Genomic DNA, 22,294 nt, shown 5'->3' on the forward strand with positions numbered 1-22,294 from the left:
AATATGCGCTCTCTCTAAAGTCACATTGCGGTAAGGTTCACAAGACCTGCCCGTGGAGCCAAAATCAACATGTTTATCGTGGCCGGTGCAGCAGCACATTCTTCTTTTAAGAAAGCTCAACTATTAACACGTTTATCGTCAATTAGTTCTGTTCAATCTTTTGACAGCCAATGGGTCTATTTGTTTGATCAAGCGCTCAACGAGCAGCAACATCAATCTGCTTTGCAATTATTGAATGACGGTGAGTCTTTTGAACTTCGTCAATCTGCAAGTGATGAGATTCAGATTTTAGTTACACCACGTGTGGGTACTATTTCACCTTGGTCTTCTAAAGCAACTGATATTTTCAAAAACTGTAATACACCAGTACACCGTTTAGAACGTGGTCTTTTATTCACGTTAAAAGGTGTTACTGAAATTACGAATGAAGTTAAACAAGTACTTCATGACCGTATGACAGAAACAGTTTTTGCTCAAATTGATGATGCAAAAGCATTATTTTCAGAAACAGCTCCAAAACCATTAAATTCAATTGATATCTTGGGCCAAGGCAAAGAAGCTTTGGTTAAAGCTAACAATGAGTTTGGTTTTGCGTTATCTGAACAAGAAATTGATTACTTAACTGAAGCATTCGGTAAGCTTGGTCGTAATCCGAATGACATCGAGTTGATGATGTTTGCACAAGCAAACTCTGAGCACTGTCGTCATAAAATCTTTGGATCTGAATGGACAATTGATGGTGAAAAACAACCATTATCATTGTTCCAGATGATTAAAAACACTTATAAAGAATCTCCAACTGATGTGTTATCGGCATATAAAGATAATGCTTCAGTAATTGTGGGGTATGACACGATGCGTTTTTATCCGAAAGCGGATGAAAATGGTCACTTTGTTTATAAATATAAGAGCCAAGCTGCTCATATTTTAATGAAGGTTGAAACTCATAACCATCCAACAGCAATTTCTCCATTTGCTGGTGCTGCAACTGGTTCAGGCGGTGAAATCCGTGATGAAGGTGCAACAGGTCGTGGTGGTAAACCAAAAGCTGGTTTAACAGGTTTCACAGTTTCGAACTTAAACATTCCTGGTTTTGAACAACCTTGGGAAGAAAACTACGGTAAACCTTCACGTATGGCTTCGCCATTACAAATCATGATTGAAGGTCCATTAGGCGGCGCGGCATTTAACAATGAATTCGGTCGTCCTGCGTTAAATGGTTATTTCCGTACTTTCGAACAGAATGTAAATGGTGAAGTGAAAGGCTTCCACAAGCCAATCATGATTGCTGGTGGTTACGGTAATATCCGTCCTGACCATGTAGAAAAAGATGCGATTCAACCAGGTGACTTGCTCATTGTATTGGGTGGCCCTGCAATGTTAATCGGTCTTGGTGGCGGTGCAGCATCTTCTGTAGATAGCGGTACAATGGGTGAAAGCCTTGATTTCGCTTCTGTACAACGTGAAAACCCAGAAATGGAGCGTCGTTGTCAAGAAGTAATCGATACTTGCTGGCGTTTAGAAGACTTCAACCCAATCGTTTCTGTACACGACGTTGGCGCGGGCGGTCTATCAAATGCTATGCCCGAACTTGTGAATGATCATGAGTTAGGTGCAGTTCTTGACCTTCGTAAGATTCCTTCATTAGAACCGGGCATGAGCCCAATGGAAATCTGGTCAAATGAAGCACAAGAGCGTTATGTTCTTGCTATTCGTCCAGAATCTTTAGAGCAGTTCGAAGCAATCTGTGCACGTGAACGTTGTCCGTTTGCTGTGTTAGGTGAAGCAACTGAAGCACGTCACTTAACAGTTGAAGATCCGTTGTTCCAAAATGATGCTGTTGATATGCCAATGCAGGTAATGCTTGGTGGTACGCCACGCATGCAACGTTCTTATGAAACTATTGAACGTAGTGGCGATGATTTTGACGCTTCAAAAGTTGATTTGAAAGATGCGATTTTCCGCGTATTGAAAAACCCTACAGTTGCGTCTAAGTCATTCTTAATCACAATTGGTGACCGTTCAATTACAGGTATGGTTGCTCGTGATCAAATGGTCGGTCGTTGGCAGGTTCCTGTTGCGGATGCAGCAGTAACGACAACAAGTTTACAAGGTTTCACTGGTGAAGCAATGGCAATGGGCGAACGTCCACCAGTTGCATTGTTAAATCCAGCAGCATCTGCTCGTTTGGCAGTTGCTGAAGCAATTACCAATATTGCATGTGCAAACATTGAACAAATTAGCGATATCAAACTTTCTGCAAACTGGATGGCTGCTGCTGGTCAAAAAGGTGAAGACCAAGCATTGTTTGAAGGCGTGAAAGCGATTGGTATGGAAATGTGTCCTGCTTTAGGAATTGCGATTCCAGTAGGTAAAGACTCACTTTCAATGCGTACGACTTGGAATGACAACGGTGAAGATAAAGCCGTAACTTCTCCAATGACGGGTGTAATTACTGCATTCGCTCCAGTAACTGATGTTCGTAAGACCTTAACACCTGAACTTAAAAATTTAGAAGATTCAGTACTTGTACGTATTGATTTATCTAAAGGTCAGTTCCGTTTAGGTGGTTCGATTCTTGCTCAAGTATATAAAGCAATCGGTTCAATCACTCCAGATGTTGATAGTTTTGATGATTTCAAAGCGTTCTTCGCTTTAATCCAAGACTGGAACAATCGTGGTTTGATTCAAGCTTACCATGACATCGGCGATGGTGGTTTATTAGCTTCTGTAGCTGAAATGATGTTTGCTGCACGTTTAGGTGTTGCGTTAGAAAACCAGACTACTGCGGGCTTATTTGCAGAAGAAATTGGTACAGTACTTCAAATCAAAGCAACTGATTGGGAAGCTTTACAAGCAGAAATCGCAGCTTCTAGCTTAAAAGATGCAATTGCTGTAGTTGGTCGTGTAAATAACTCAGATCAATTATCTGTAAATGGTTTAACTTTAGATCGTGCTGAATTACAACAAGCTTGGTCTGAGGTATCTCATCAGATCCAGCGTTTACGTGATAACGTAGAAACTGCTGATCAGGAATTTTCATTAATTACTGATAATACGCATCAAGGTTTGATTGCTAAACCAACATTCGACTTGAATGAACCTATTGAAGCGCCGTTCATTAATACACGTCGTCCTAATATGGCAATCTTGCGTGAGCAAGGTGTAAATGGTCATATTGAAATGGCAGCAGCTTTTGACAAAGTTGGCTTTAATACGATTGACGTACACATGAGCGATTTACTTGCTGGTCGTGTAAGCCTAAGTGATTTCGAAGGTTTAGTGACTTGTGGTGGTTTCTCTTACGGTGACGTAATGGGCGCAGGTGGTGGTTGGGCAAAATCAGTATTGTTCAATGCTAAATTACGTGATCAGTTTGAACAGTTCTTCCATCGTGAAGAAACATTCAGCTTAGGTATCTGTAATGGTTGCCAAATGTTGTCACAATTGGCACCACTTATTCCGGGTGCTGAACACTGGCCACGTTTCCACCGCAATATGTCAGAAGTTTTTGAAGCTCGTAGCGTAAACGTTCGTGTTGAAAAATCTGTTTCTGTATTGCTTGATGGTATGGAAGGTTCAATCTTACCGATTGCTGTAGCACATGGTGAAGGTCGTGCTGTTGCAAGTGAAGCTAACATTGCAAGCTTAAACGCATCTAACCAAGTTGCATTGCGTTATGTTGATAGCCACGGTAACCCGACTCAACATTATCCATTGAACCCGAATGGCTCACCTGAAGCGATTACTGGTGTTACTTCTAAAGATGGTCGTGCAACGATTATGATGCCGCACCCTGAGCGTACTTTCCGTGCAATTCAACACTCTTGGAGTCCAGAAGAGTGGACTGAAGATGGTGCATGGTTACGTATGTTCCGTAACGCACGTAAGTTTATTGGTTAATTAAAATATAAATTCTTGAAAATGCCACTCTCGAGTGGCATTTTCTTTATCTGCATATATGAATAAAATCATAGAATTCATTAAAAGAAAAAGTAGATAGGACATAGATGAAAATGAATAATCTTAAAGAATTAGAGAAATTAAATAACCTAAGTTTCAAATTGTTAATTTTCTTACCACTAATCAATTTTATTGGAAGCCTTGTATTGGTGAAGATAGAATTCGGCTTTGAAGTAATTTATATTTTTAATTTGGTATTGATTCTCTTACAGATCTTTATTTTTGTACGAGATAGACAGTTTTTGAAGAAAAAGCAGGCCTTTTGTCCTGCATGGGAGTGGTTTGTATTGTTCCCAGTCTATGTATATAAAAGACAAAGAAATAACTTTTTAAACTTAAACTATTTTTATATTAGCCTACTATTTTTTATACTTAATGCTGTTATAAATGCGTATGCCAGAACCCTATAGACATCAGTCAGTTAGATGAAATGTCTGCTTGATCGTTTGTTTCTCGAAACTACTTGGATAAGTACTTATCTAAAAAAATGAAAAATGATACATAATGATCTATGTAACTTTTTTGCTTTAATTTATGTTGCCCTGCAATTGGAAGAAAAATGAAATCAAAAATCCATTTCCGTGAATTTGCATTGCTTATGGCATTGCTCATGTCGATTGTTTCTTTTTCGATAGATGCAGTTTTGCCTGCGCTAGGCGAGATTGGACGTATTTTTGAATTAAAAAATAATAATCAGTCGCAATGGGTCATCATTGGTATCTTTTCTGGCATGACCATTGGGCAGCTCATTGCGGGGCCTTTATCCGATGCGATTGGGCGTAAACGCATTTTATTCACAGGAATTATTATTTATTTTCTGGGAAGTTTATTGTGCTTTACAACGCAAAGTTTTGAGTGGTTTTTAGTTGGGCGCTTTATTCAAGGTATTGGTGTTTCAGGGCCTTATGTTGCTACGATTTCAATTGTTAGAGATAAATACAGCGGAGCTCAAATGGCTCGCATCATGTCTTTAATCATGATGGTATTCATGGTGGCTCCAGCAGTTGCTCCGAGTCTAGGACAACTCATTATTCATTTTTTTGGTTGGCGTGAGATCTTTGTTTTATATATGGTTTATGCCACAGTGATTGGAGCATGGATTGCTTTACGATTAGAAGAAACATTACTTCCTGAAAATCGTTTACCTATGCGGTTGCAAGCATTTCAAGAGGGCTTTAAAGAAGTTGTAAGTAATAAAACCACTATGAGCTATTTGCTATGTGCAGGCTTTTGCTTTGGTGGATTCATTGGTTATTTGGGAACTTCTCAACAAATCTTTATGCAGCAGTTTGGTAAAACAGGACAAGAGTTTAGTGCTTATTTTGCTGTGCTTGCTGGTGTGATGGGAATCGCCTCATTTACAAACTCTAAAATTGTTATGAAGTTTGGTATGCGTCCAATCTGTATTTATGGCTTTTTAGGTTTGTGCTTAATTTCTTTAATTTTCTTGGGAATTCAGCTTTTAGGCGTGGCTGTATCATTCTGGATGTTTATGCTTTATGCCTGTATTTTATTTTTATTATTTGGAACTCTATTTGGTAATTTAAACGCGATTGCGATGGAACCAATGGGGCATGTCGCTGGAATGGCATCGGCTATTATTGGTGCAGCTTCCTCTGTCTTGTCACTTATTCTTGCCTCAATTATTGGGCAATTATATAACGGTACATTAATTCCAATGACTTGTGGTTTTGTCATTTTGTGTGGTTTGGCTTTCGCTATGACAATATATGAGAATAGATATTTAAAGAAATCGGATGCTTAAAATTATAGGGATGAAGATAAATCACTGAATTTTCAAATTTCTTCAAACTAATAGCTGCATATGGGTTGTTGAAGCTCTTGAAGCATTTTAAAAAAACGTATAAGAGTATAGACAGCTTACTATTTAACCCCTTATGCTTTATTTGAGGTTGGTTCAATTTTTGCTTTCTCTGTAACAACGATAAAAAATCGGAGATCAAAATGATGAAAAATGAAAATCATATAAAAACGTTTTATAAAAAAGATAAGGGCTGGCGTTTATTTGGCTTAGCACTTGCGATTCAAATCCTCTTTATTGGAGCAAATTATTTGGTAATGATGAGCTGACTTTGATTTTGAAGCTTTTTTAACGGTATGATTTAAAGCAAGTTCACTAGTTTTGAGTCATTTTGCCCATGTTAAAGCTGATTTATTACGTACCTGAGTCACATCTTGAATCGACTAAACAAGCCATTTTCTCTGCTGGTGCAGGTGGTATCGGTAATTATGAACACTGTGCATGGCAAGTGAAAGGAATAGGGCAGTTCAAACCAGTTAAAGGAGCCGATCCTTATATCGGAGAGCTAGGTGAACTCGAACAAATTGATGAGTGGCGTGTAGAAACAATTGTAATTGAAGAAAATGCCAAGGCTGTAGCGAAAGCATTAAAGGCAAGCCATCCTTATGAAGAGCCTGCCTTTGAGTTTATTCAAATCATAGAAATTGATTTTAATTAAACTGAGAGAAATCTGGTTTACGTTTCTGCATAAATGCTTGTACTGCTTCTAGCATTTCAGGTGAGTGAACGCGCTGCATAAAGATTTCAGCTTCATGATCAATACATTCAATAATTTGCTCTAAATTATGCTTCATAAGCGCTTTTGTCTGCTTTAATGATGCAAGAGGCAAAGCTGCTAAATGCTGAGCTGTTGCCTGAGCAGATGCGTAAGAATCTTCAACTACTTCATTAACTAAGCCTGCTTGTACAGCAGTTTCAGCATTGAATTTTTTTGCAGTAAGTAGAAGCTCAGCTGCTTTGTGATAACCCGCTTGTTGAATGAGTAATTGACTTGCACCACCTTCTGGAGAAAGGCCAAGACTTACAAATGGAATCTGAAATAGGGCCGTGTTGTCAGCAAAAACTAAATCTGCATGTAATAAAATCGTAACGCCAATTCCAATTGCCACACCTTTTACTGCAATAAGAAGTGGTTTTGATAATTTGGCAGCTGCTTTAAGTAGAACGAATGGTGGAACTTCTCCAGCTGGCCCCATATTTGGATTTTGTACAAAACCCATAAAATCTTTCATGTCATTACCAGCGGTAAAATCTTGCTCGACACCACGTAGAATAACTACTCGAACATCTTTATGAAGGTCGGCTTCATTCAGTGCCTTGGCAATCCATAAATAAAGTTCGCCATAGAGTGCATTTTTTGCATCTGGGCGATTTATGGCTAAGGTGAGTACGCCACCTTCTAAATTTGCGTTTAAATGTTGATGAGGTTGTTGAATACAGCTAAGTGTCATCGTACTATCCTTGCTTTAAACCACGTTGTTAATTTTTAGGTTCTCATTATGGCGCATATTTTTTGTAATGAGCGTTACTGATGAGTTCATAAAAAGTGAAAATCTAATTATGTATAAATTTGACTATCTCGTTTTTATAGGGCGTTTTCAACCATTTCATTTGGCTCATATGCAGACCATTGAAATTGCCTTACAACAAAGCCATTATGTGGTTTTGGCGTTAGGCTCTGCTCAAATGGAACGTAATATTAAAAATCCGTTCTTAGCAATAGAGCGTGAGCAAATGATCTTGTCAAATTTTTCTCTAGAAGAACAAAAACGCATCCGTTTTGTACATGTGGTAGATGTTTATAATGACGAAAAGTGGGTGAAACAAGTCAAATCTTTAGTGAATGGCGTAATTGAACCTAACTTAAAAGTTGGTTTGATCGGACATTTTAAAGACGAGTCTTCCTATTATTTGAGACTGTTTCCTGAATGGATTATGGTTGAGCTGGATAGCTTAAAAGATTCAATTTCGGCAACACCAATGCGTGAAGCTTATTATCGTGGTGAAATCCAAACGGAATTTTTCCCTGTAGGAACGATTAAATTTTTAGATGAATTTAAAGAGACGGAAGTTTATGCTGAACTACAACGCAAATATCTTATCGATGATAAAACCAATCTAAATTAATTCAGCTTGTGGTTCTCCTGCAACTACATTTGTAGTCATTGATGAAGTTGAAACTGATAATTGGGGTGTTGCAGGTGAAACTGTTTCTGCGATACGAAAAAGACAAAGTTTGAGTACTTAAAATGCAAAATAATCCTATTACTGAGATTCAAAAACAACTAGAGCAATATTTTGATGGTTTGTATTTTTGTGATGTGCAACTTCTAAATAATGTTTTTCATCCTGATGCCATATATATCAATGTAACCGAGCAACCCATACTACGACTTAGCATGGCTGAATATTTTCCGATTGTTGCGAGTCGGATTTCTCCAGCTTCAATGCGACAAACACGACAGGATAAAATCAGTTCAATCAATGTGATTAATGAACGGTTGGCGCTAGTCCATGTTGAATGCGTTATCCACCCTAAATATTTTTATGATGCACTTACATTTGTGTTTGAAGATGATCAATGGAGAATTATATCGAAAGTATTCCATTATCAAATTTTAGCGGACTGAATGATTAAGCATCTGCCCAAAAGATAATTCGGTTGGAAAAAGGATCGGTGATGCTGAGTTCAAGTGTTTCCCAATTTGTTTTTTCAACCTGAGGCTTAGAAAATTTATAATCTTTTTTGCTTAGTTCGCTGTACAGCTCATAAATATGTTCCCAATAAATACGAATTGCACTATGTGGACTTGCATCACCAAAATGCTCGGATAAATGAATAACGCAATCATCTTTGGAAATTTGTAAATATAAAGGAAAGTTATCTTCAAATTGATGTTGCCAATCAAGCTGAAAACCTAAAAACTCAAGATAAAATGATTGAGCTAAATCAACATCAAAAATTCTTAAAATTGGAGTGATTGAACCAGATTGCATCATTTTTCCTTTTAACGTGTACCAAATTGTTGAGTCCAATAACTCTTTTGCTTCACAGACTGATCAGAAGCACACGCGATTGCGTAAGTGGTGAATTTTGGATTCATTAGATTACTACAATGCAAGGGACTTGTTAGCCATCTAGACATAACTTGCCCTAAAGTTTTTTGGCCACTAGCGACATTTTCACCATTGGCTTTACCAAGGGTATTGTAAATTTTCAAACGTGATTTTAAGTCCAGACCTGTTGAGCCAACATGCCCGAGAAAGTTGTGTGCAGCCATATCTTCACTATGAGAAAGTGCACCTTTATATAAATTATTACTCCAGCTCAAAGGTTTGGTTGCTGGGAAATACTGCTGACCACATTGGCGTGATTGCTGTCGGATCTGATTAATTGTGCTCAATACAGCTTGTTGATAGGCTGGGTTTTGTAAATCTTGGCAGCTTATTTCATTGGAATTGTTTTGAATTTGAGCAATTGATGTGGTGCTATCAGTGGGCATTACTAATGTATTTGCACTACATGCACCGATAAAAAGAGTAGCAGGCAGCAAAGAGCAAGTTTTGAGTAGACTCATATCATTGCCTTAAAATAATTATTCTAATGTTTTTATGATACGCCAAAGTCAAAGTATTGGGTAATGCTTTGCAAACAAAAAGCGAGTGTGAAACTCGCTTTTTGTTTGTTAATTTTATTAAGCTGTTTGAAGGTTTTTTAAGTCTTCTAGAACTTGTTCTGTATGTCCAGCAGCTTTAACTTTACGGTAGCTTTTAACTAAAGTTTTGTTATGGAAAATGAAAGTAGAGCGTTCAATCCCCATTACTTTTTTGCCATACATATTTTTTTCTTTAATCACATCGAAGTGTTTACACAGTATTTCTTCTTTATCACTAATCAGATCAATAGTCAGTGCCTGCTTTTCAGTAAAGTTTTGATGTGCTTTTACTGAGTCGCGCGAAACACCGTAAATACGAGCACCTAAAGCTTCAAACTGATCTTTTAGACAAGAAAAACCAACAGCTTGTGTTGTACATCCTGGAGTTGAATCTTTAGGGTAGAAGTAAATGATTAACCATTCATTTTCGACCTCAGTCAAGTTCACTTCACCCTGTGTTGTTGGGAATACCTGATTTGGTAATTGGATATTGTCAGTCATTTCTCATCCTTCAAAAAAGCTAAATTTGATCTAATTCAAGTGGTAAAAAAGCATATTCTTCATGATAAACAATATCGAGCTTTCTTACAGGAATTGGTTTGTTAAAAATTGGGCCATCAATCACAGTCGTATGAAATTCACCACCTTCCCCACATGGATCAATACCGCGGTTTTCAAGTTCTTTTATATATTCTAAGTTTAAAGTTTTTCCTAAATCTTCAATTGTCATTCCTAGTTTTAAGTTCACTGTCACAAGAACACTACGGAAACCAAGATTAATAAATTCTTCAACAACTTCACGATGTGGGCGAAGCCAAAGAGGCATTCCTAATTTAAGTCCCACCTGTTGAGTTATTCGATCATGCCAACAGCCATGTTCAGGCATATCTAGATCACCTGTAACAAGTACCTCGGCACCTTGTTGTTTTGCCTGAATGAGTAATTCAATAAATTTAGCTTCATAGTCATTCCAGCTTGAAGAAGCCATAAATACGGGTAGGCCAATTGCTTCAGCTTGAGCTTGAATAATATCAAGTGGCATAGCATGCGAACGAGAGCGCTGACCTTGCTCTTCTAGCATGACAATGAGTCCATTAACTGTACCAGTTTGCATTGCATGGTAGAGTGCAAGGGAGCTGTCTTTGCCACCACTGAATGAGACAATAGAGGTCTTATTTATTGCGTTAGTTTTCCATTGTTCTTGCATGGTTTATTTCAGATGAATTGTTCAAGTTCGATAAGGTCATTTTAACAGAGCTACAAAAAAGCCTGCATAAATGCAGGCTTAATTTGGAATAACAAAAGCTTATTTTTTAGGAGCTTGTTGTTGAGCAGCTTTCATTGCATCTTCAGTTAATTTTTCAAGTTTAGTTGTTAACTGAGGACCGAAACATGCTTTAAGATCACGGTTTTGTTGTTGTACAAATCCTAGAGAGCTTGGGCTTTTCTTCGCATTGATTGCACTTTGGATTTCCCATTTTTGTGCTTCAGTCACTTTACCTTGTGCTTCAACTTGGCAGCTACAGAATTTGCTAACTTCAGATGAACTTAGTTTGCCGCCTTTAGCTGTTTGATCTTTACAAACGTTAACTAATGCACCTTTAACGTTGGTACTTTTATATGCTGCTTGAACTGGGTTTTCGGCAGCATGTGCTGCACCAGCCATAAGAGCAACTGTTGAAAACAAAGATGAAAGAATAAGATTTGATTTTAACAACTTCATAAATTTTACCTACTTATTACGGTATATAGCGTGTTGGGTCGGCAACACCAGCCTCGATAAAGCCTTCTTTACGCAAACGGCAACTGTCACATTTGCCACACGCACGTCCTTGAGCATCTGCTTGGTAGCAAGATACCGTTTGACTATAGTCTACGCCATGTTCAATCCCTAAACGTATAATATTCGCTTTGGATAAATGTAACAGTGGTGTTTCAAACTTAAGTGGTTTTCCTTCTACGCCAGCTTTAGTTGCTAAGCGTGCCATATTCGCAAAAGCATCAATAAATTCAGGACGACAATCAGGATATCCTGAATAATCAACAGCATTGATACCAATAACAATCGCTTCAGCATTAAATACTTCAGCTGCGGCTAGAGCATAAGAGAGGAAAATAGTGTTACGCGCTGGTACATAAGTTACAGGAATACCTTCTTGTAACTGTTCAGGTACAGCAATGTTGTGGTCTGTAAGTGCAGATCCACCTAAATTCGCCAAATCGATATTAATTACACGATGTTCAACACCTGCACGTTGAGCTAATGCTTTTGCTGCATCTAGTTCAGTCGTTGAGCGTTGGCCATACATAAAACTAATAGCAATACATTCATAGCGTGCTTGTGCCCAAGCTAGGCAAGTGGTTGAGTCTAAGCCGCCGGAAAGCAAAACAATGGCACGAGGGCGCATATTTTTCTCCATATTCGGAATGATTTATTTTATTGAGTGATTAACGACCTGATTCATCGTTCCAAAGCAGTTTATGTAACTGAAGTTGGAAGCGAACGAGGAGTTTATCATCAAGTATCCACTGTGCCAGATCACGTGCTAGACGTGGCAGGCTAACAGCACCTTTTTCAACTGCAAAGGCAGGGGAGAACCAAACGGTACTGACTTTTTTATGCAGTTGATATTTTTCAACTTGCTGCTTTGACCATTCATAATCTTCGCGATTACAAATGACGAATTTAATTTGATCGTGCGCAGTCAAATGATCAAGATTGCTGATGAGATTACGATGTTCCTCACCAGAAGTTGGAGTTTTTAAATCAAGAACTTTAGAAACACGCGAATCTACTTTTGAGACATCGAGCGCGCCACTGGTTTCTAAAGAAACATCAAAGCCAGCTTCACATAGACGTTGTAATAAAATTAAACAGTTTGGCTGTGCAAGTGGTTCACCACCAGTTACACAAATATAAGGAGTTTGATATTGGGTAGCTGTTTCAATGATATGTTCAAGTGAAAAACGTTCACCGCCTTCAAAAGAATAAGTGGTATCACAATAACTACAACGTAATGGACAGCCCGTTAGACGGATAAATACAGTCGGTAGGCCAGAGGCGTTTGCTTCACCCTGCAACGAGTAAAAAATCTCGGTAATGCGTAAACCGGACGCAGGGTCTGAGACAGGAATTGCAGAGGAACGTAAGGAAGCCATTCTAGAAATACCACACTATATAAAAAATAAAATCTCTACGATCAGTGTTGACCGTAGAGATGTTTGATCAAACTGAAATTAGTCAGCGCGTAACAAATCGTTCAAACTTGTTTTTGCACGTGTTTGCGCATCAACTTTTTTCACAATAATTGCAGCATATAAGCTGTATTTACCATCAGCAGACGGCAGGCTACCTGCTACAACAACTGAACCTGCTGGAACGCGACCATAATGGACTTCGCCAGTTGCACGGTCATAAATTTTAGTTGATTGACCAATGAAAACGCCCATTGAAATAACTGAGCCTTCTTCAACGATAACGCCTTCAACGATTTCTGAACGCGCACCGATAAAGCAGTTGTCTTCAATAATGGTTGGGTTAGCTTGTAATGGTTCTAAAACACCACCGATACCTACACCACCAGACAAGTGAACATTTTTACCGATTTGAGCACATGAACCTACAGTTGCCCATGTATCAACCATTGTGCCTTCATCTACATAAGCACCAATATTTATATAAGAAGGCATTAACACTACGTTTTTAGCTTGGAAGCTGCCACGACGTGCTACAGCAGGAGGAACAACACGAACACCTGCTGCTTTAAATTGTTCTTCAGTCCAACCAGAGAATTTAGTTTCAACTTTGTCGTAGAAACGAAGATCACATGACTCGATTGGTTTATTGTCATTTAATTTAAATGATAATAAAACAGCTTTTTTTAACCATTGGTGAACAACCCATTCACCATTGATCTTTTCAGCAACTCGAAGTGTACCGTTATCTAAACCAGCAATTGCTTCTTCAACAGCTTGGCGGATTTCGCTTGAGCAATCTGCTGCAGTAAAGTTTGCGCGGTCTTCAAATGCTTGCTCAATGATCGTAGAAAGCTGAGACATGATCTTCCTTCCATAAAAAATTTTAAAGATTTTACACTAATTTGTGACAAGAATCTTTGAAAAAACGTGTTACGTTTAATTGAGGATATAAATGAGGTAAATGAAAATAAGCTTATTAGATAATCAAGTGTTTTTTACACAAAAATGATTTGAAAATAAAAATTTAACTCAATTTGTATCAAAAAATAACAGAAATCTACCACTTTTTGTATAAAAAAGACTCTAAGCTCTCTTTATTATGATTTCAGTCACAAGATGAATAAATTAAAAACAGAGCCTTTTTGAGGAGAAAACTATGAAAGCATTACGTGTTTTAGTAACAACAACAGCTTTATTCGCTGCTGGTGCTGTAATGGCAGATGAAGCAGTTGTTCATGACAGCTACGCATTTGACAAAAACCAATTAATTCCTGTGGGGGCGCGTGCTGAGGTAGGTACAACTGGTTACGGTGGTGCTTTATTGTGGCAAGCAAACCCATATGTAGGTTTGGCACTCGGTTATAACGGTGGTGACATTTCTTGGTCTGATGATGTAAAAGTCAACGGCTCAACCTATGACATCGATATGGATAACAACAATGTTTATTTAAATGCTGAAATTCGTCCATGGGGTGCAAGTACTAACCGTTGGGCTCAAGGTCTATATGTAGCGGCTGGTGCAGCATATCTTGATAATGACTATGATTTGACTCGTAACGTTGATGCGACCCGTTCATTCCGTGTCAATAACCAAGACTTTATTGCGGGTGCCGATGGTGTAAAAATTAACGGTCAAATGTCTTATAAAAATGATATCGCTCCATACCTAGGTTTTGGTTTTGCACCTAAAATCAATAAAAACTGGGGTGTATTCGGTGAAGTAGGTGCTTATTACACTGGTAACCCAACAGTTAAACTTGTTTCAACAGGTTCAGCAGTTACAACTGGTGATCAATCACTTGAAGAAGCAGTAAATGCGGAAGCTCGTAAAATCGCGAATGACGATAAATACCAATGGTTACCAGTTGGTAAAGTTGGTGTGAACTTCTACTGGTAAGATCTAAAAGAAAAAACGAGCTTCGGCTCGTTTTTTTTTTGCGTCTCATAAAATAAAAGAGCTAAAAAGCTCTTTTATTTATTGTTGAATCTTTATTCATCTGGGTAAGCAATTTTCTTAAGTGCTTTGATATCGGCATCAGGTGAGCATAAGGAAATAAACTCGTAACCATAACCGCGTAGTAGATGACCTTTGCGAACTGCAATCCATGTCGTATTGACACCAAAAATATCAGTTTTAGTTTGTTTTAAACGATGATCACGTTCTGTGTCATAGGCCACGTCATTGACAATTCCGACTCCCATGCCCAATTCGACATAAGTCTTAATAACGTCTGCATCAAGAGCAGACATTACGATATCTGCATCTAGGTGAGCTTCTTCGAAAGCTTTGTCAATTTTAGAGCGGCCTGTAAAACCGCCATGATAAGTAATGAGTGGGTAATCCGCTAAAAGCTCAAGCGTAATCTTGTCTGCCTTTACTAAAGGATGATTTTGCGGTGTGATAATGCTGTGTTGCCATTGATAGTAAGGAATACTAGCCAGATTTTCTTCAGTTGTTAAAGACTCTGTAGCAATCCCAATATCCGCTTCACCTTGTAAGAGCATTTCTGAAATTTCAACAGGGCTGGCTTGTTGTAAAATCAAATGAACTTTAGGAAATAACTTCTTAAATTGGTTTACGATCGGAGGTAGCACATAACGTGCTTGAGTATGGGTTGTTGCGATCGTTAATGTGCCTTCATCAACTTTATTAAAATCTTCTGCAAGGCGTTTAATATTTTCAGCATCAACCAACATGCGTTCAACGATGCCAAGAAGAGATTGTCCTGGTTCTGTTAAACCTAGAAGACGTTTACCTTTTCGTATAAAAAGCTGTACACCTAGCTCATCTTCTAGATCTTTAATATGTTTACTTACACCTGATTGAGACGTGTAGAGTGCAGCCGATGCTTCGGTTAAGTTAAAGTTTTGGCGTACAGTTTCTCGGATAATTCTTAATTGTTGAAAGTTCATTCACACTTTTCCTCAAAAGAGGTGAGGAATTGCTTTAGTTCCGCAAGATATTTCCTCACCAAATATATTTCTTAAGCAACTTGATCTGCAAATAAGTGCAATTGAGATGCACTCACCCAAACAGTTTGATTTGGTTTAAATGCATGTAATTTTGCAGCTTCACTGCTCAGAGCAATTTCAATTAAACGTCCATTACGGTCTTGTAATTCCGCCACAACTTTTCCAGCAATCCAGATTTCACGTACAAAAGTCGCTTCAATCGTATTCGCTTGCGGTTGCGAGTGAATATGTAACTCATCTGGACGGGCAAAAGCAATCACTTTTCCTTGAGGTGCCTCAACTGCCGTTGGTAATTCAATACGGTCATTGCCAATACGAATAATACCGCCGGCATGTTCACCTTCAAAACGATTTGCTTGACCCAAGAAATCAAATACAAATGGCGTTGCAGGTTTTTCATAAACTTCACGAGGTGAGCCGATCTGCTCGACATTGCCCTTATTCATTACAATAATTTGGTCTGCAACCTCGAGTGCTTCTTCCTGATCGTGGGTTACAAAGATTGACGTAATATGCAATTCATCATGCAAGTTACGTAACCAGCGACGTAATTCCTTACGGACTTTAGCATCTAGCGCACCAAATGGTTCATCAAGCAATAAGACTCGTGGTTCTACTGCCAAAGCACGGGCTAAAGCAATACGCTGACGTTGTCCACCAGAAAGCTGAGCAGGGTAGCGGTCTGCTAAAAATCCAAGCTGAACTAGATCAAGTAAACGAGTAACACGTTTTTTAATTTCAGCTTCTGAAGGGCGTGTTGCACGAGGACGAACACGTAAACCAAATGCAATATTGTCAAATACTGTCATGTGACGGAATAAAGCATAGTGCTGAAATACAAAACCAACCTGACGCTCACGCACGTGTACATTGGTCGCATCTTCACCTTCAAGTAGCACTTGACCACCATCAGCTGATTCTAATCCTGCAATAATCCGAAGTAGGGTTGTTTTACCACAACCAGATGGGCCGAGTAGGGCAACCAGTTCACCTTCTGGAAAATCTAGAGAAATATTTTTAAGCGCATGGAATGCACCAAAGTGTTTTTCAATATTTTTAACTTGAATACTCATGATTTCATTCCTTACGAATCAGTTGAATGTGGTTCTGGTTTGTCTTGATGTAGTTCTAACCACGTTTTCAATACCAGCGTTAATAGGGCTAAAAAAGCAAGCAATGAGGACACGGCAAATGCTGCGCTAAAGGTGTACTCGTTATATAAAATTTCGACATGAAGTGGCAGGGTATTGGTTTCACCACGAATATGGCCAGAAACTACCGATACTGCACCAAACTCACCCATTGCACGGGCATTACACAGAATCACGCCGTAAATCAAACCCCATTTAATGTTAGGTAATGTCACTTTCCAAAAGGTTTGCCAGCCTGAAGCACCCAATACAATCGCTGCTTCTTCTTCCTCTGTTCCTTGAGCCTCCATGAGTGGAATTAACTCACGAGCTACAAAAGGGACTGTAATAAAGATGGTTGCTAAAACAATTCCGGGTACTGCATACAAGATCTTAATGTCATGGTCCATTAACCAGCCGCCAAACCAACCTTGAGCACCAAAAATAAGTACAATCATTAAACCTGCAATAACGGGTGAAACCGAAAAAGGCATATCAATGATGGTGGTTAAAACTGCCTTACCTCTAAACTGAAACTTGGAAACAGCCCATGCTGCGGCAACACCAAAGATCACGTTAATCGGCACTGCAATTGCTGCGGTTAATAAAGTTAATTTCACTGCTGATAACGTATCTGGATCAATCAAAGCCTGAACATAGACTTCAAGTCCTTGTTTAAATGCTTCTACAAAAACTAGAATGAGTGGCAACATGAGGCAACTGAGGAAAAAAATCAGCGCAATTGTAATTAAGGTATAACGTACCCAAGTTGGTTCGCGTGTTGCATCTCGTGATTGCAATTTAAGCGCAAGTGCATTGCTGTCAGTATGTAGGTTCATGTGATATTTCTCCCTGTACGACGGTTTGCCCATGCTTGAAGTAAATTAATGGCAAATAAGATGATGAAAGAGAGAACTAACATGACCGCAGCAATTGTTGTTGCACCTGCATAATCATATTCTTCAAGGCGTGAAATGATCATGAGCGGAGCAATTTCTGTTTTAAACGGCTGGTTACCTGCAATAAAAATAACTGAACCATATTCACCGACACCGCGAGCAAATGCTAAAGCAAAGCCTGTGAATAGAGCTGGTAGTAATATCGGTAAAATAATCTTAGTAATTGTCTGCCAGCGATTTGCGCCGAGTGCCGAAGCTGCTTCTTCAAGTTCAGTTTCGATATCACTGAGTACAGGTTGAACTGTTCTTACAATGAATGGAATACCGATGAATATTAATGCCAACGTAATACCGATTGGCGTATATGCAACTTGAATACCGAGTGGTTCTAAATACTGACCGATCCAACCAGTGGGTGCATAGAGTGAGGTAAGCGCAATACCTGCAACTGCAGTTGGAAGAGCAAAAGGTAAATCGACTAATGCATCAACCAAGCGTTTCCCAGGAAAGTTATAACGTACAAGGCACCAAGCCAAAAGTAAGCCAAACACAACATTAATAAAGGCTGCGATTAAAGCTGAACTAAAGCTGAGCTGAAGCGATTTTAAAATACGCTCAGAGGTTAAAATTTCCCATAATCCGTCCCATCCAATTCCAAATGATTTGATAAAGACTGCGGCTAATGGAATAAGCACAATAAAAGAAACGTAGGCGAGGGTGAAGCCCAAAGATAGACCAAACCCAGGCAGCACTCGGGATCGCTGCGACATGATATTTCCTCAAAGAGAAAAGCCTGCTGAAACCAGTAAGCGAATAAATAAAGATAAACGGTGCGATATAAAGCTGGGTATTAAGCAAATTTCAAAGAGAAATGAGTTTTTACCGGGTCGATAGATGAGTGACTACACATCGAATCTTCTGGAATCAAATAATTCAGCAAATCTGGAAACGGGCCAAAACCTGAAGCAACATTAATATGGCCGACTTCACCAAGATTAACAGGGTTTAATTTCCATGATTTCGCAAGTTGTAATGCATCAAAAAAACCAAGCCATGGATCATTTTCACTAATGAGGAGCGTTGTAGGCACATCAATTTTTAATTGATGAAAATAATCTTTGTAGTCGGTCAAACTATGTCGAGCAAAACCTGCTTCCCCAAAGCGTGCTGGATTTGCCGGAGCGACTAAAATAAGTTTCTTAACTCGATTTTTTAACTCTGGATGCTCAGCTAAAGCAGCAACACTTGTTAAGCAACCAAAGCTATGAGCAACAATTTGCACAGGAGCTGGCGCTGCTTGAACCGTTTTAACGAATTGCTCGACCCATTCATTTAGTACAGGTCTATCCCAGTTTTTTTGCTCAACACGAGAACTAGACACGAGTTTACGCTGCAACCAAGATTGCCAATGCTGATGTTCACTTCCACCTACACCTGGAACAATTACAGTATGAATCATGTCTGTTCTCCTTATCTTTAGTACAAAGAATTACTTCTCTGTACTATTGATTTTCACGATTTGATCGAAAACACCACCATTGTCGAAGTGTTTCTTTTGTACCTTCGTCCAACCACCAAACTCTTTATCGATAGTTACAAGCTTCAATGGCTTAAATACGTTGCTGTATTTCTTAAGAACGGCTGCATTGCGTGGACGGTAGAAGTTGCGTGCTGCAATTTCTTGACCAGCTGGTGAATACAAGTAGTTGAGGTAACCCTTAGCAATCGTTAAGTTGCCTTTTTTCGCAGCATTTTTCTCAACAACTGCAACTGGAGGTTCAGCTAAAATCGAAAGAGACGGGGTAATAATTTCAAATTTGCCTGGTTGTTCACGAGTAGCTAAATATGCTTCGTTTTCCCAAGCGAGTAATACATCACCAATACCACGTTCAGCAAAAGTTGTGGTTGCACCGCGTGCACCTGAGTCTAAAACTTTAGTATGTTTATAAATTTGGCGAACATACTCTTGTGCTTTAGCATCGTTACCACCTGGTTGATGTTTTGCCCAAGCCCAAGCTGCAAGATAATTCCAACGAGCACCACCTGAAGTTTTCGGGTTTGGCGTAATAATTTCTACACCTGGTTTGATTAAATCACCCCAGTCTTTAATTTGTTTTGGATTACCTTTACGCACTAAAAACACAATTGTTGAAGTGTATGGGGTAGAGTTCTGCGGTAACTTTTTCTGCCAGTCAGCTGGAAGTAATTTTGCTTTTTCCGCAATTTCATCGATATCAGCTGCAAGTGCTAATGTCACTACATCTGCATTTAAGCCATCAATCACTGCACGCGCCTGCTTACCAGAACCGCCGTGTGATTGTTTGAACTCAATATCTTGACCAGTACGTTGTTTCCAGTAAGTACCGAACTGTTTATTGAAATCTGTATATAACTCACGAGTAGGATCGTAAGAGACGTTTAAAAATTCTTGCGCTGCAAATGATGAAACAGACAGAAGTGCAGCGATAACCCCGACTTTTAATTGTGAAAAACGCATGAGATAAGTCCTCAAAAAATATGAAATGTTCAAAACATGAACGCAGAATAGCGCTAGTCTTTATTCTAAAAAAATAATAAAAAACGAATTTAATATGAAAAAAATAGAAATAGTAAAAATAGATAAGTTATTCTTAAATCTTGATATAGAACAAGTTTCAAAAGTTGATACGAAATCGGTATAATTTTTTAAAATCAGTCATTTAATATTTAAATGAAAGGTGTTGTATTGTCGGGTCGTTTTAAGCATAGGATGGGTTAAACATGTGGTGTTTTAAAAATGGGCAACCTGTTGAAACCATTCCTTTACTGGATCGAGCATTTCATTATGGAGATGGATGCTTTACCACAATTCGTGTTTTCCAAAATCAGATTGAGCTTAAAGAAAGACATTGGGAGCGCCTAAAACTTGCATGTCAAAAACTGTCTTTAATTGCGGATTTTGAACTCATAGAACAGAGCTTAGAGCAATTACAAAAGCAAAATCTTGTACTCAACGGCACTTTAAAAATTGTGATTAGTCGTGGGATAGGCGACCGTGGCTATAGTTTGCCAAAGCATGACGCCGATATTTATATCTGGTTTTATCCGAAAGCTTTAGAGCCATCTTTGCCAGACGTTATACAGTGTGGTGTTTTAAATCAGGCCTTAGGTTTAACCATGCCAAGCTTGGTCGGGCTTAAATCTTTAAACCGTCTTGAACAAGTATTGCTAAAAAAAGAAGCAGATCAACTAGGGTGGGCTGAAGCATTAGTTACTGATGTACAAGGTTATATTGTTGAAGGGGTTAGTAGTAATTGTTTTATTCGCTTAAATGATAGATGGATTACTCCGGAACTTCGCTATAATGGCGTCCACGGTGTAATGCGGGCAGAAATTCTGGCACGTATGCAGCACCATGGTATTGCCTGTGAAGTACGTGTAATTGAGTTAGATGAAGTATCTGAAATACAAAGTCTATTCTTTTGTAATGCTTTAAACCCTATGCGAGTAGTCACTCATTTAGGTGAGAAAACGCTAGAAACACAGGCATGCATAGATTTATTTCATATCCTTAACTTAAATCAGATTCATTAATATGCCGAAGCCACCTGTGAATGCGAAAGCAAAAAACGCCAAGAAAAATAACAAAAAACAAGCTCCAAAATTTTCTAAGCGATTGGTTCTAATTGGCCTTTTTATTGTTTTAATTTCTACTTTTGCCATTTTATGGTCGAGTCTATTCAAAGCTTATCCTATTGAAGGCAAAAAACAGATGTTATCCATTACATCTGGTGAAACCTATTCTGGTTTTATTGATCGTTTGGCGAAAGAAGGCAAAATTAGCTTTCCAGTGGTATTGAAGCTTTATCAGAAATTTATGATTCATGACAGCATGAAAGCTGGTGTGTATGAAATTGAACAGGGAATGAGTGTAAGGGAAGTATTAGAGATGCTATCTGATGCAGATAATGCTCAGATGAACCGTGTCTTGGTCATTGAAGGTACAACTTTTAAACAGCTTATTACTGCACTCAAAAATGATAAAAACGTAAAAAATACAATATTAGATTTACCAGATGATCAGTTGATGAAGGCGCTTGGGATTCCTTATGGGCATTCTGAAGGTCTGTTTGCACCTAATACTTATTTCTTTGCCAAAGGTGAAACAGATAAGAAAATTCTGACCGATTTATACCACCGTCAAATGAAAGCACTAGATGCAGCTTGGGCAAATCGTGCGCCGAATTTACCTTATAAAGATAAATATGAAGCATTAATTATGGCTTCTATTGTTGAGAAAGAAACAAGTTTAGACAGTGAACTTACACAAGTTTCAGGAGTTTTTGTTCGCCGTTTAAAAATTGGTATGCGCTTACAAACGGATCCAACTGTTATTTACGGTATGGGTAATAACTATAAAGGCAATATTACTCGAGAAGACCTCCGTACCCCAACAGCATATAATACTTATACTATTAATGGCTTACCGCCAACGCCAATTGCTTTACCAAGCCAAAAAGCAATTGAAGCTGCATTGCATCCAGATGATTCAAATAACATCTATTTTGTAGCGACTGGTAATGGTGGGCATAAATTTACAGCAAGCTTGCAAGCGCATAATCAAGCGGTGCAAGAGTACTTATCCGTGTTGAGATCGAAGAAATAAGGAAAAGA

The 22,294-nt window shown here is 38.7% G+C and carries 24 protein-coding genes and 1 pseudogene; 10 read left to right on the forward strand and 15 right to left on the reverse strand.

From position 1 onward, the window contains the following. Window positions 1-69: 69 nt before the first annotated feature. The 4 genes from purL (at window position 70) to AOLE_RS04540 (ending at window position 6,443) form a co-directional block, all read left to right on the forward strand. On the forward strand, window positions 70-3,903 hold the full coding sequence (gene purL, locus AOLE_RS04525; protein WP_013197076.1) for a phosphoribosylformylglycinamidine synthase: 3,834 nt from the start codon (window positions 70-72) through the stop codon (window positions 3,901-3,903). A gap of 619 nt (window positions 3,904-4,522) precedes the next feature. Further along, window positions 4,523-5,728, forward strand: coding sequence for a multidrug effflux MFS transporter (locus tag AOLE_RS04535; RefSeq protein WP_013197078.1), 1,206 nt, complete (start codon window positions 4,523-4,525; stop codon window positions 5,726-5,728). A 200-nt stretch (window positions 5,729-5,928) separates the two neighbouring features. Further along, the gene (locus tag AOLE_RS20805) at window positions 5,929-6,054 is read left to right on the forward strand and encodes a KGW motif small protein (RefSeq protein WP_013197079.1); all 126 of its coding nucleotides are present in this window, start codon (window positions 5,929-5,931) and stop codon (window positions 6,052-6,054) included. A 68-nt stretch (window positions 6,055-6,122) separates the two neighbouring features. Beyond that, window positions 6,123-6,443, forward strand: coding sequence for an NIF3 1 (locus tag AOLE_RS04540; protein WP_013197080.1), 321 nt, complete (start codon window positions 6,123-6,125; stop codon window positions 6,441-6,443). On the opposite strand, the gene AOLE_RS04545 is transcribed toward AOLE_RS04540, so the two are convergent. Beyond that, window positions 6,436-7,236 (reverse strand): enoyl-CoA hydratase-related protein, encoded by an 801-nt coding sequence (locus tag AOLE_RS04545; protein WP_013197081.1) that lies wholly within the window; start codon window positions 7,234-7,236, stop codon window positions 6,436-6,438. The genes AOLE_RS04540 and AOLE_RS04545 overlap by 8 nt on opposite strands. 109 nt (window positions 7,237-7,345) lie before the next feature. Between AOLE_RS04545 and AOLE_RS04550 the strand changes: the two genes are divergently transcribed. From AOLE_RS04550 to AOLE_RS04555, 3 genes and pseudogenes are all read left to right on the forward strand, one after another. Beyond that, window positions 7,346-7,912: a nicotinate-nicotinamide nucleotide adenylyltransferase gene (locus AOLE_RS04550; protein ID WP_013197082.1), complete on the forward strand. Its 567-nt coding sequence runs from the start codon at window positions 7,346-7,348 to the stop codon at window positions 7,910-7,912. 16 nt (window positions 7,913-7,928) lie between these two features. Further along, window positions 7,929-8,033, forward strand: a pseudogene (locus tag AOLE_RS19715) (tautomerase family protein); the annotation flags it as partial. Window position 8,034: 1 nt separating this feature from the next. Then, complete coding sequence (locus tag AOLE_RS04555; protein WP_013197083.1) at window positions 8,035-8,415, forward strand: nuclear transport factor 2 family protein; 381 nt, start codon at window positions 8,035-8,037, stop codon at window positions 8,413-8,415. A 4-nt stretch (window positions 8,416-8,419) separates the two neighbouring features. Here the strand turns inward: AOLE_RS04555 and AOLE_RS04560 are convergent, their stop codons facing one another. The 8 genes from AOLE_RS04560 to dapD form a co-directional block, all read right to left on the reverse strand. Beyond that, window positions 8,420-8,782 (reverse strand): glyoxalase superfamily protein, encoded by a 363-nt coding sequence (locus tag AOLE_RS04560; RefSeq protein ID WP_013197084.1) that lies wholly within the window; start codon window positions 8,780-8,782, stop codon window positions 8,420-8,422. A gap of 11 nt (window positions 8,783-8,793) precedes the next feature. Then, on the reverse strand, window positions 8,794-9,363 hold the full coding sequence (locus AOLE_RS04565) for a CAP domain-containing protein (protein WP_013197085.1): 570 nt from the start codon (window positions 9,361-9,363) through the stop codon (window positions 8,794-8,796). A gap of 117 nt (window positions 9,364-9,480) precedes the next feature. After that, window positions 9,481-9,942, reverse strand: a complete 462-nt coding sequence (locus AOLE_RS04570) for a peroxiredoxin (RefSeq protein ID WP_013197086.1) — start codon at window positions 9,940-9,942, stop codon at window positions 9,481-9,483. A 19-nt stretch (window positions 9,943-9,961) separates the two neighbouring features. Then, the gene (locus tag AOLE_RS04575; protein WP_005307517.1) at window positions 9,962-10,648 is read right to left on the reverse strand and encodes a Dph6-related ATP pyrophosphatase; all 687 of its coding nucleotides are present in this window, start codon (window positions 10,646-10,648) and stop codon (window positions 9,962-9,964) included. A gap of 99 nt (window positions 10,649-10,747) precedes the next feature. Beyond that, entirely contained in the window at window positions 10,748-11,164 is a 417-nt protein-coding gene (locus AOLE_RS04580) for a hypothetical protein (protein ID WP_003650267.1), read from the reverse strand. Window positions 11,165-11,180: 16 nt separating this feature from the next. Further along, window positions 11,181-11,849: a 7-cyano-7-deazaguanine synthase QueC gene (queC, locus tag AOLE_RS04585; RefSeq protein WP_004790702.1), complete on the reverse strand. Its 669-nt coding sequence runs from the start codon at window positions 11,847-11,849 to the stop codon at window positions 11,181-11,183. Between the two features lie 40 nt (window positions 11,850-11,889). Continuing rightward, on the reverse strand, window positions 11,890-12,600 hold the full coding sequence (gene queE / locus AOLE_RS04590; RefSeq protein ID WP_013197087.1) for a 7-carboxy-7-deazaguanine synthase QueE: 711 nt from the start codon (window positions 12,598-12,600) through the stop codon (window positions 11,890-11,892). A gap of 78 nt (window positions 12,601-12,678) precedes the next feature. Then, window positions 12,679-13,500, reverse strand: a complete 822-nt coding sequence (gene dapD / locus AOLE_RS04595) for a 2,3,4,5-tetrahydropyridine-2,6-dicarboxylate N-succinyltransferase (protein ID WP_013197088.1) — start codon at window positions 13,498-13,500, stop codon at window positions 12,679-12,681. A gap of 295 nt (window positions 13,501-13,795) precedes the next feature. On the opposite strand from dapD, the gene carO reads away from it, so the two are divergent. Continuing rightward, on the forward strand, window positions 13,796-14,536 hold the full coding sequence (gene carO / locus AOLE_RS04600) for an ornithine uptake porin CarO type 3 (RefSeq protein ID WP_013197089.1): 741 nt from the start codon (window positions 13,796-13,798) through the stop codon (window positions 14,534-14,536). A 92-nt stretch (window positions 14,537-14,628) separates the two neighbouring features. Here the strand turns inward: carO and AOLE_RS04605 are convergent, their stop codons facing one another. From AOLE_RS04605 to AOLE_RS04630, 6 genes are all read right to left on the reverse strand, one after another. Beyond that, window positions 14,629-15,552 (reverse strand): CysB family HTH-type transcriptional regulator, encoded by a 924-nt coding sequence (locus AOLE_RS04605; RefSeq protein WP_004790709.1) that lies wholly within the window; start codon window positions 15,550-15,552, stop codon window positions 14,629-14,631. Between the two features lie 71 nt (window positions 15,553-15,623). Further along, window positions 15,624-16,685: a sulfate/molybdate ABC transporter ATP-binding protein gene (locus AOLE_RS04610; protein WP_005307505.1), complete on the reverse strand. Its 1,062-nt coding sequence runs from the start codon at window positions 16,683-16,685 to the stop codon at window positions 15,624-15,626. 11 nt (window positions 16,686-16,696) lie between these two features. After that, window positions 16,697-17,581: a sulfate ABC transporter permease subunit CysW gene (gene cysW, locus AOLE_RS04615; protein WP_005307502.1), complete on the reverse strand. Its 885-nt coding sequence runs from the start codon at window positions 17,579-17,581 to the stop codon at window positions 16,697-16,699. Then, entirely contained in the window at window positions 17,578-18,411 is an 834-nt protein-coding gene (gene cysT / locus AOLE_RS04620) for a sulfate ABC transporter permease subunit CysT (RefSeq protein WP_005307499.1), read from the reverse strand. Before cysT ends, cysW begins: the two co-directional genes overlap by 4 nt. A gap of 80 nt (window positions 18,412-18,491) precedes the next feature. Then, entirely contained in the window at window positions 18,492-19,100 is a 609-nt protein-coding gene (locus tag AOLE_RS04625) for an RBBP9/YdeN family alpha/beta hydrolase (RefSeq protein WP_013197090.1), read from the reverse strand. Between the two features lie 30 nt (window positions 19,101-19,130). Then, entirely contained in the window at window positions 19,131-20,138 is a 1,008-nt protein-coding gene (locus AOLE_RS04630) for a sulfate ABC transporter substrate-binding protein (RefSeq protein ID WP_005307495.1), read from the reverse strand. Window positions 20,139-20,401: 263 nt separating this feature from the next. Between AOLE_RS04630 and pabC the strand changes: the two genes are divergently transcribed. Beyond that, window positions 20,402-21,214 (forward strand): aminodeoxychorismate lyase, encoded by an 813-nt coding sequence (pabC, locus tag AOLE_RS04635; RefSeq protein WP_013197091.1) that lies wholly within the window; start codon window positions 20,402-20,404, stop codon window positions 21,212-21,214. 1 nt (window position 21,215) lies between these two features. Then, window positions 21,216-22,286 carry an endolytic transglycosylase MltG gene (gene mltG / locus AOLE_RS04640; protein WP_013197092.1) on the forward strand — a complete coding sequence of 357 codons (1,071 nt, stop codon included), beginning with the start codon at window positions 21,216-21,218 and terminating at the stop codon, window positions 22,284-22,286. Window positions 22,287-22,294: the final 8 nt, after the last annotated feature.

Origin of the sequence: Acinetobacter oleivorans DR1, from assembly GCF_000196795.1 — a bacterium.
In the GTDB taxonomy this organism is placed as follows: domain Bacteria; phylum Pseudomonadota; class Gammaproteobacteria; order Pseudomonadales; family Moraxellaceae; genus Acinetobacter; species Acinetobacter oleivorans.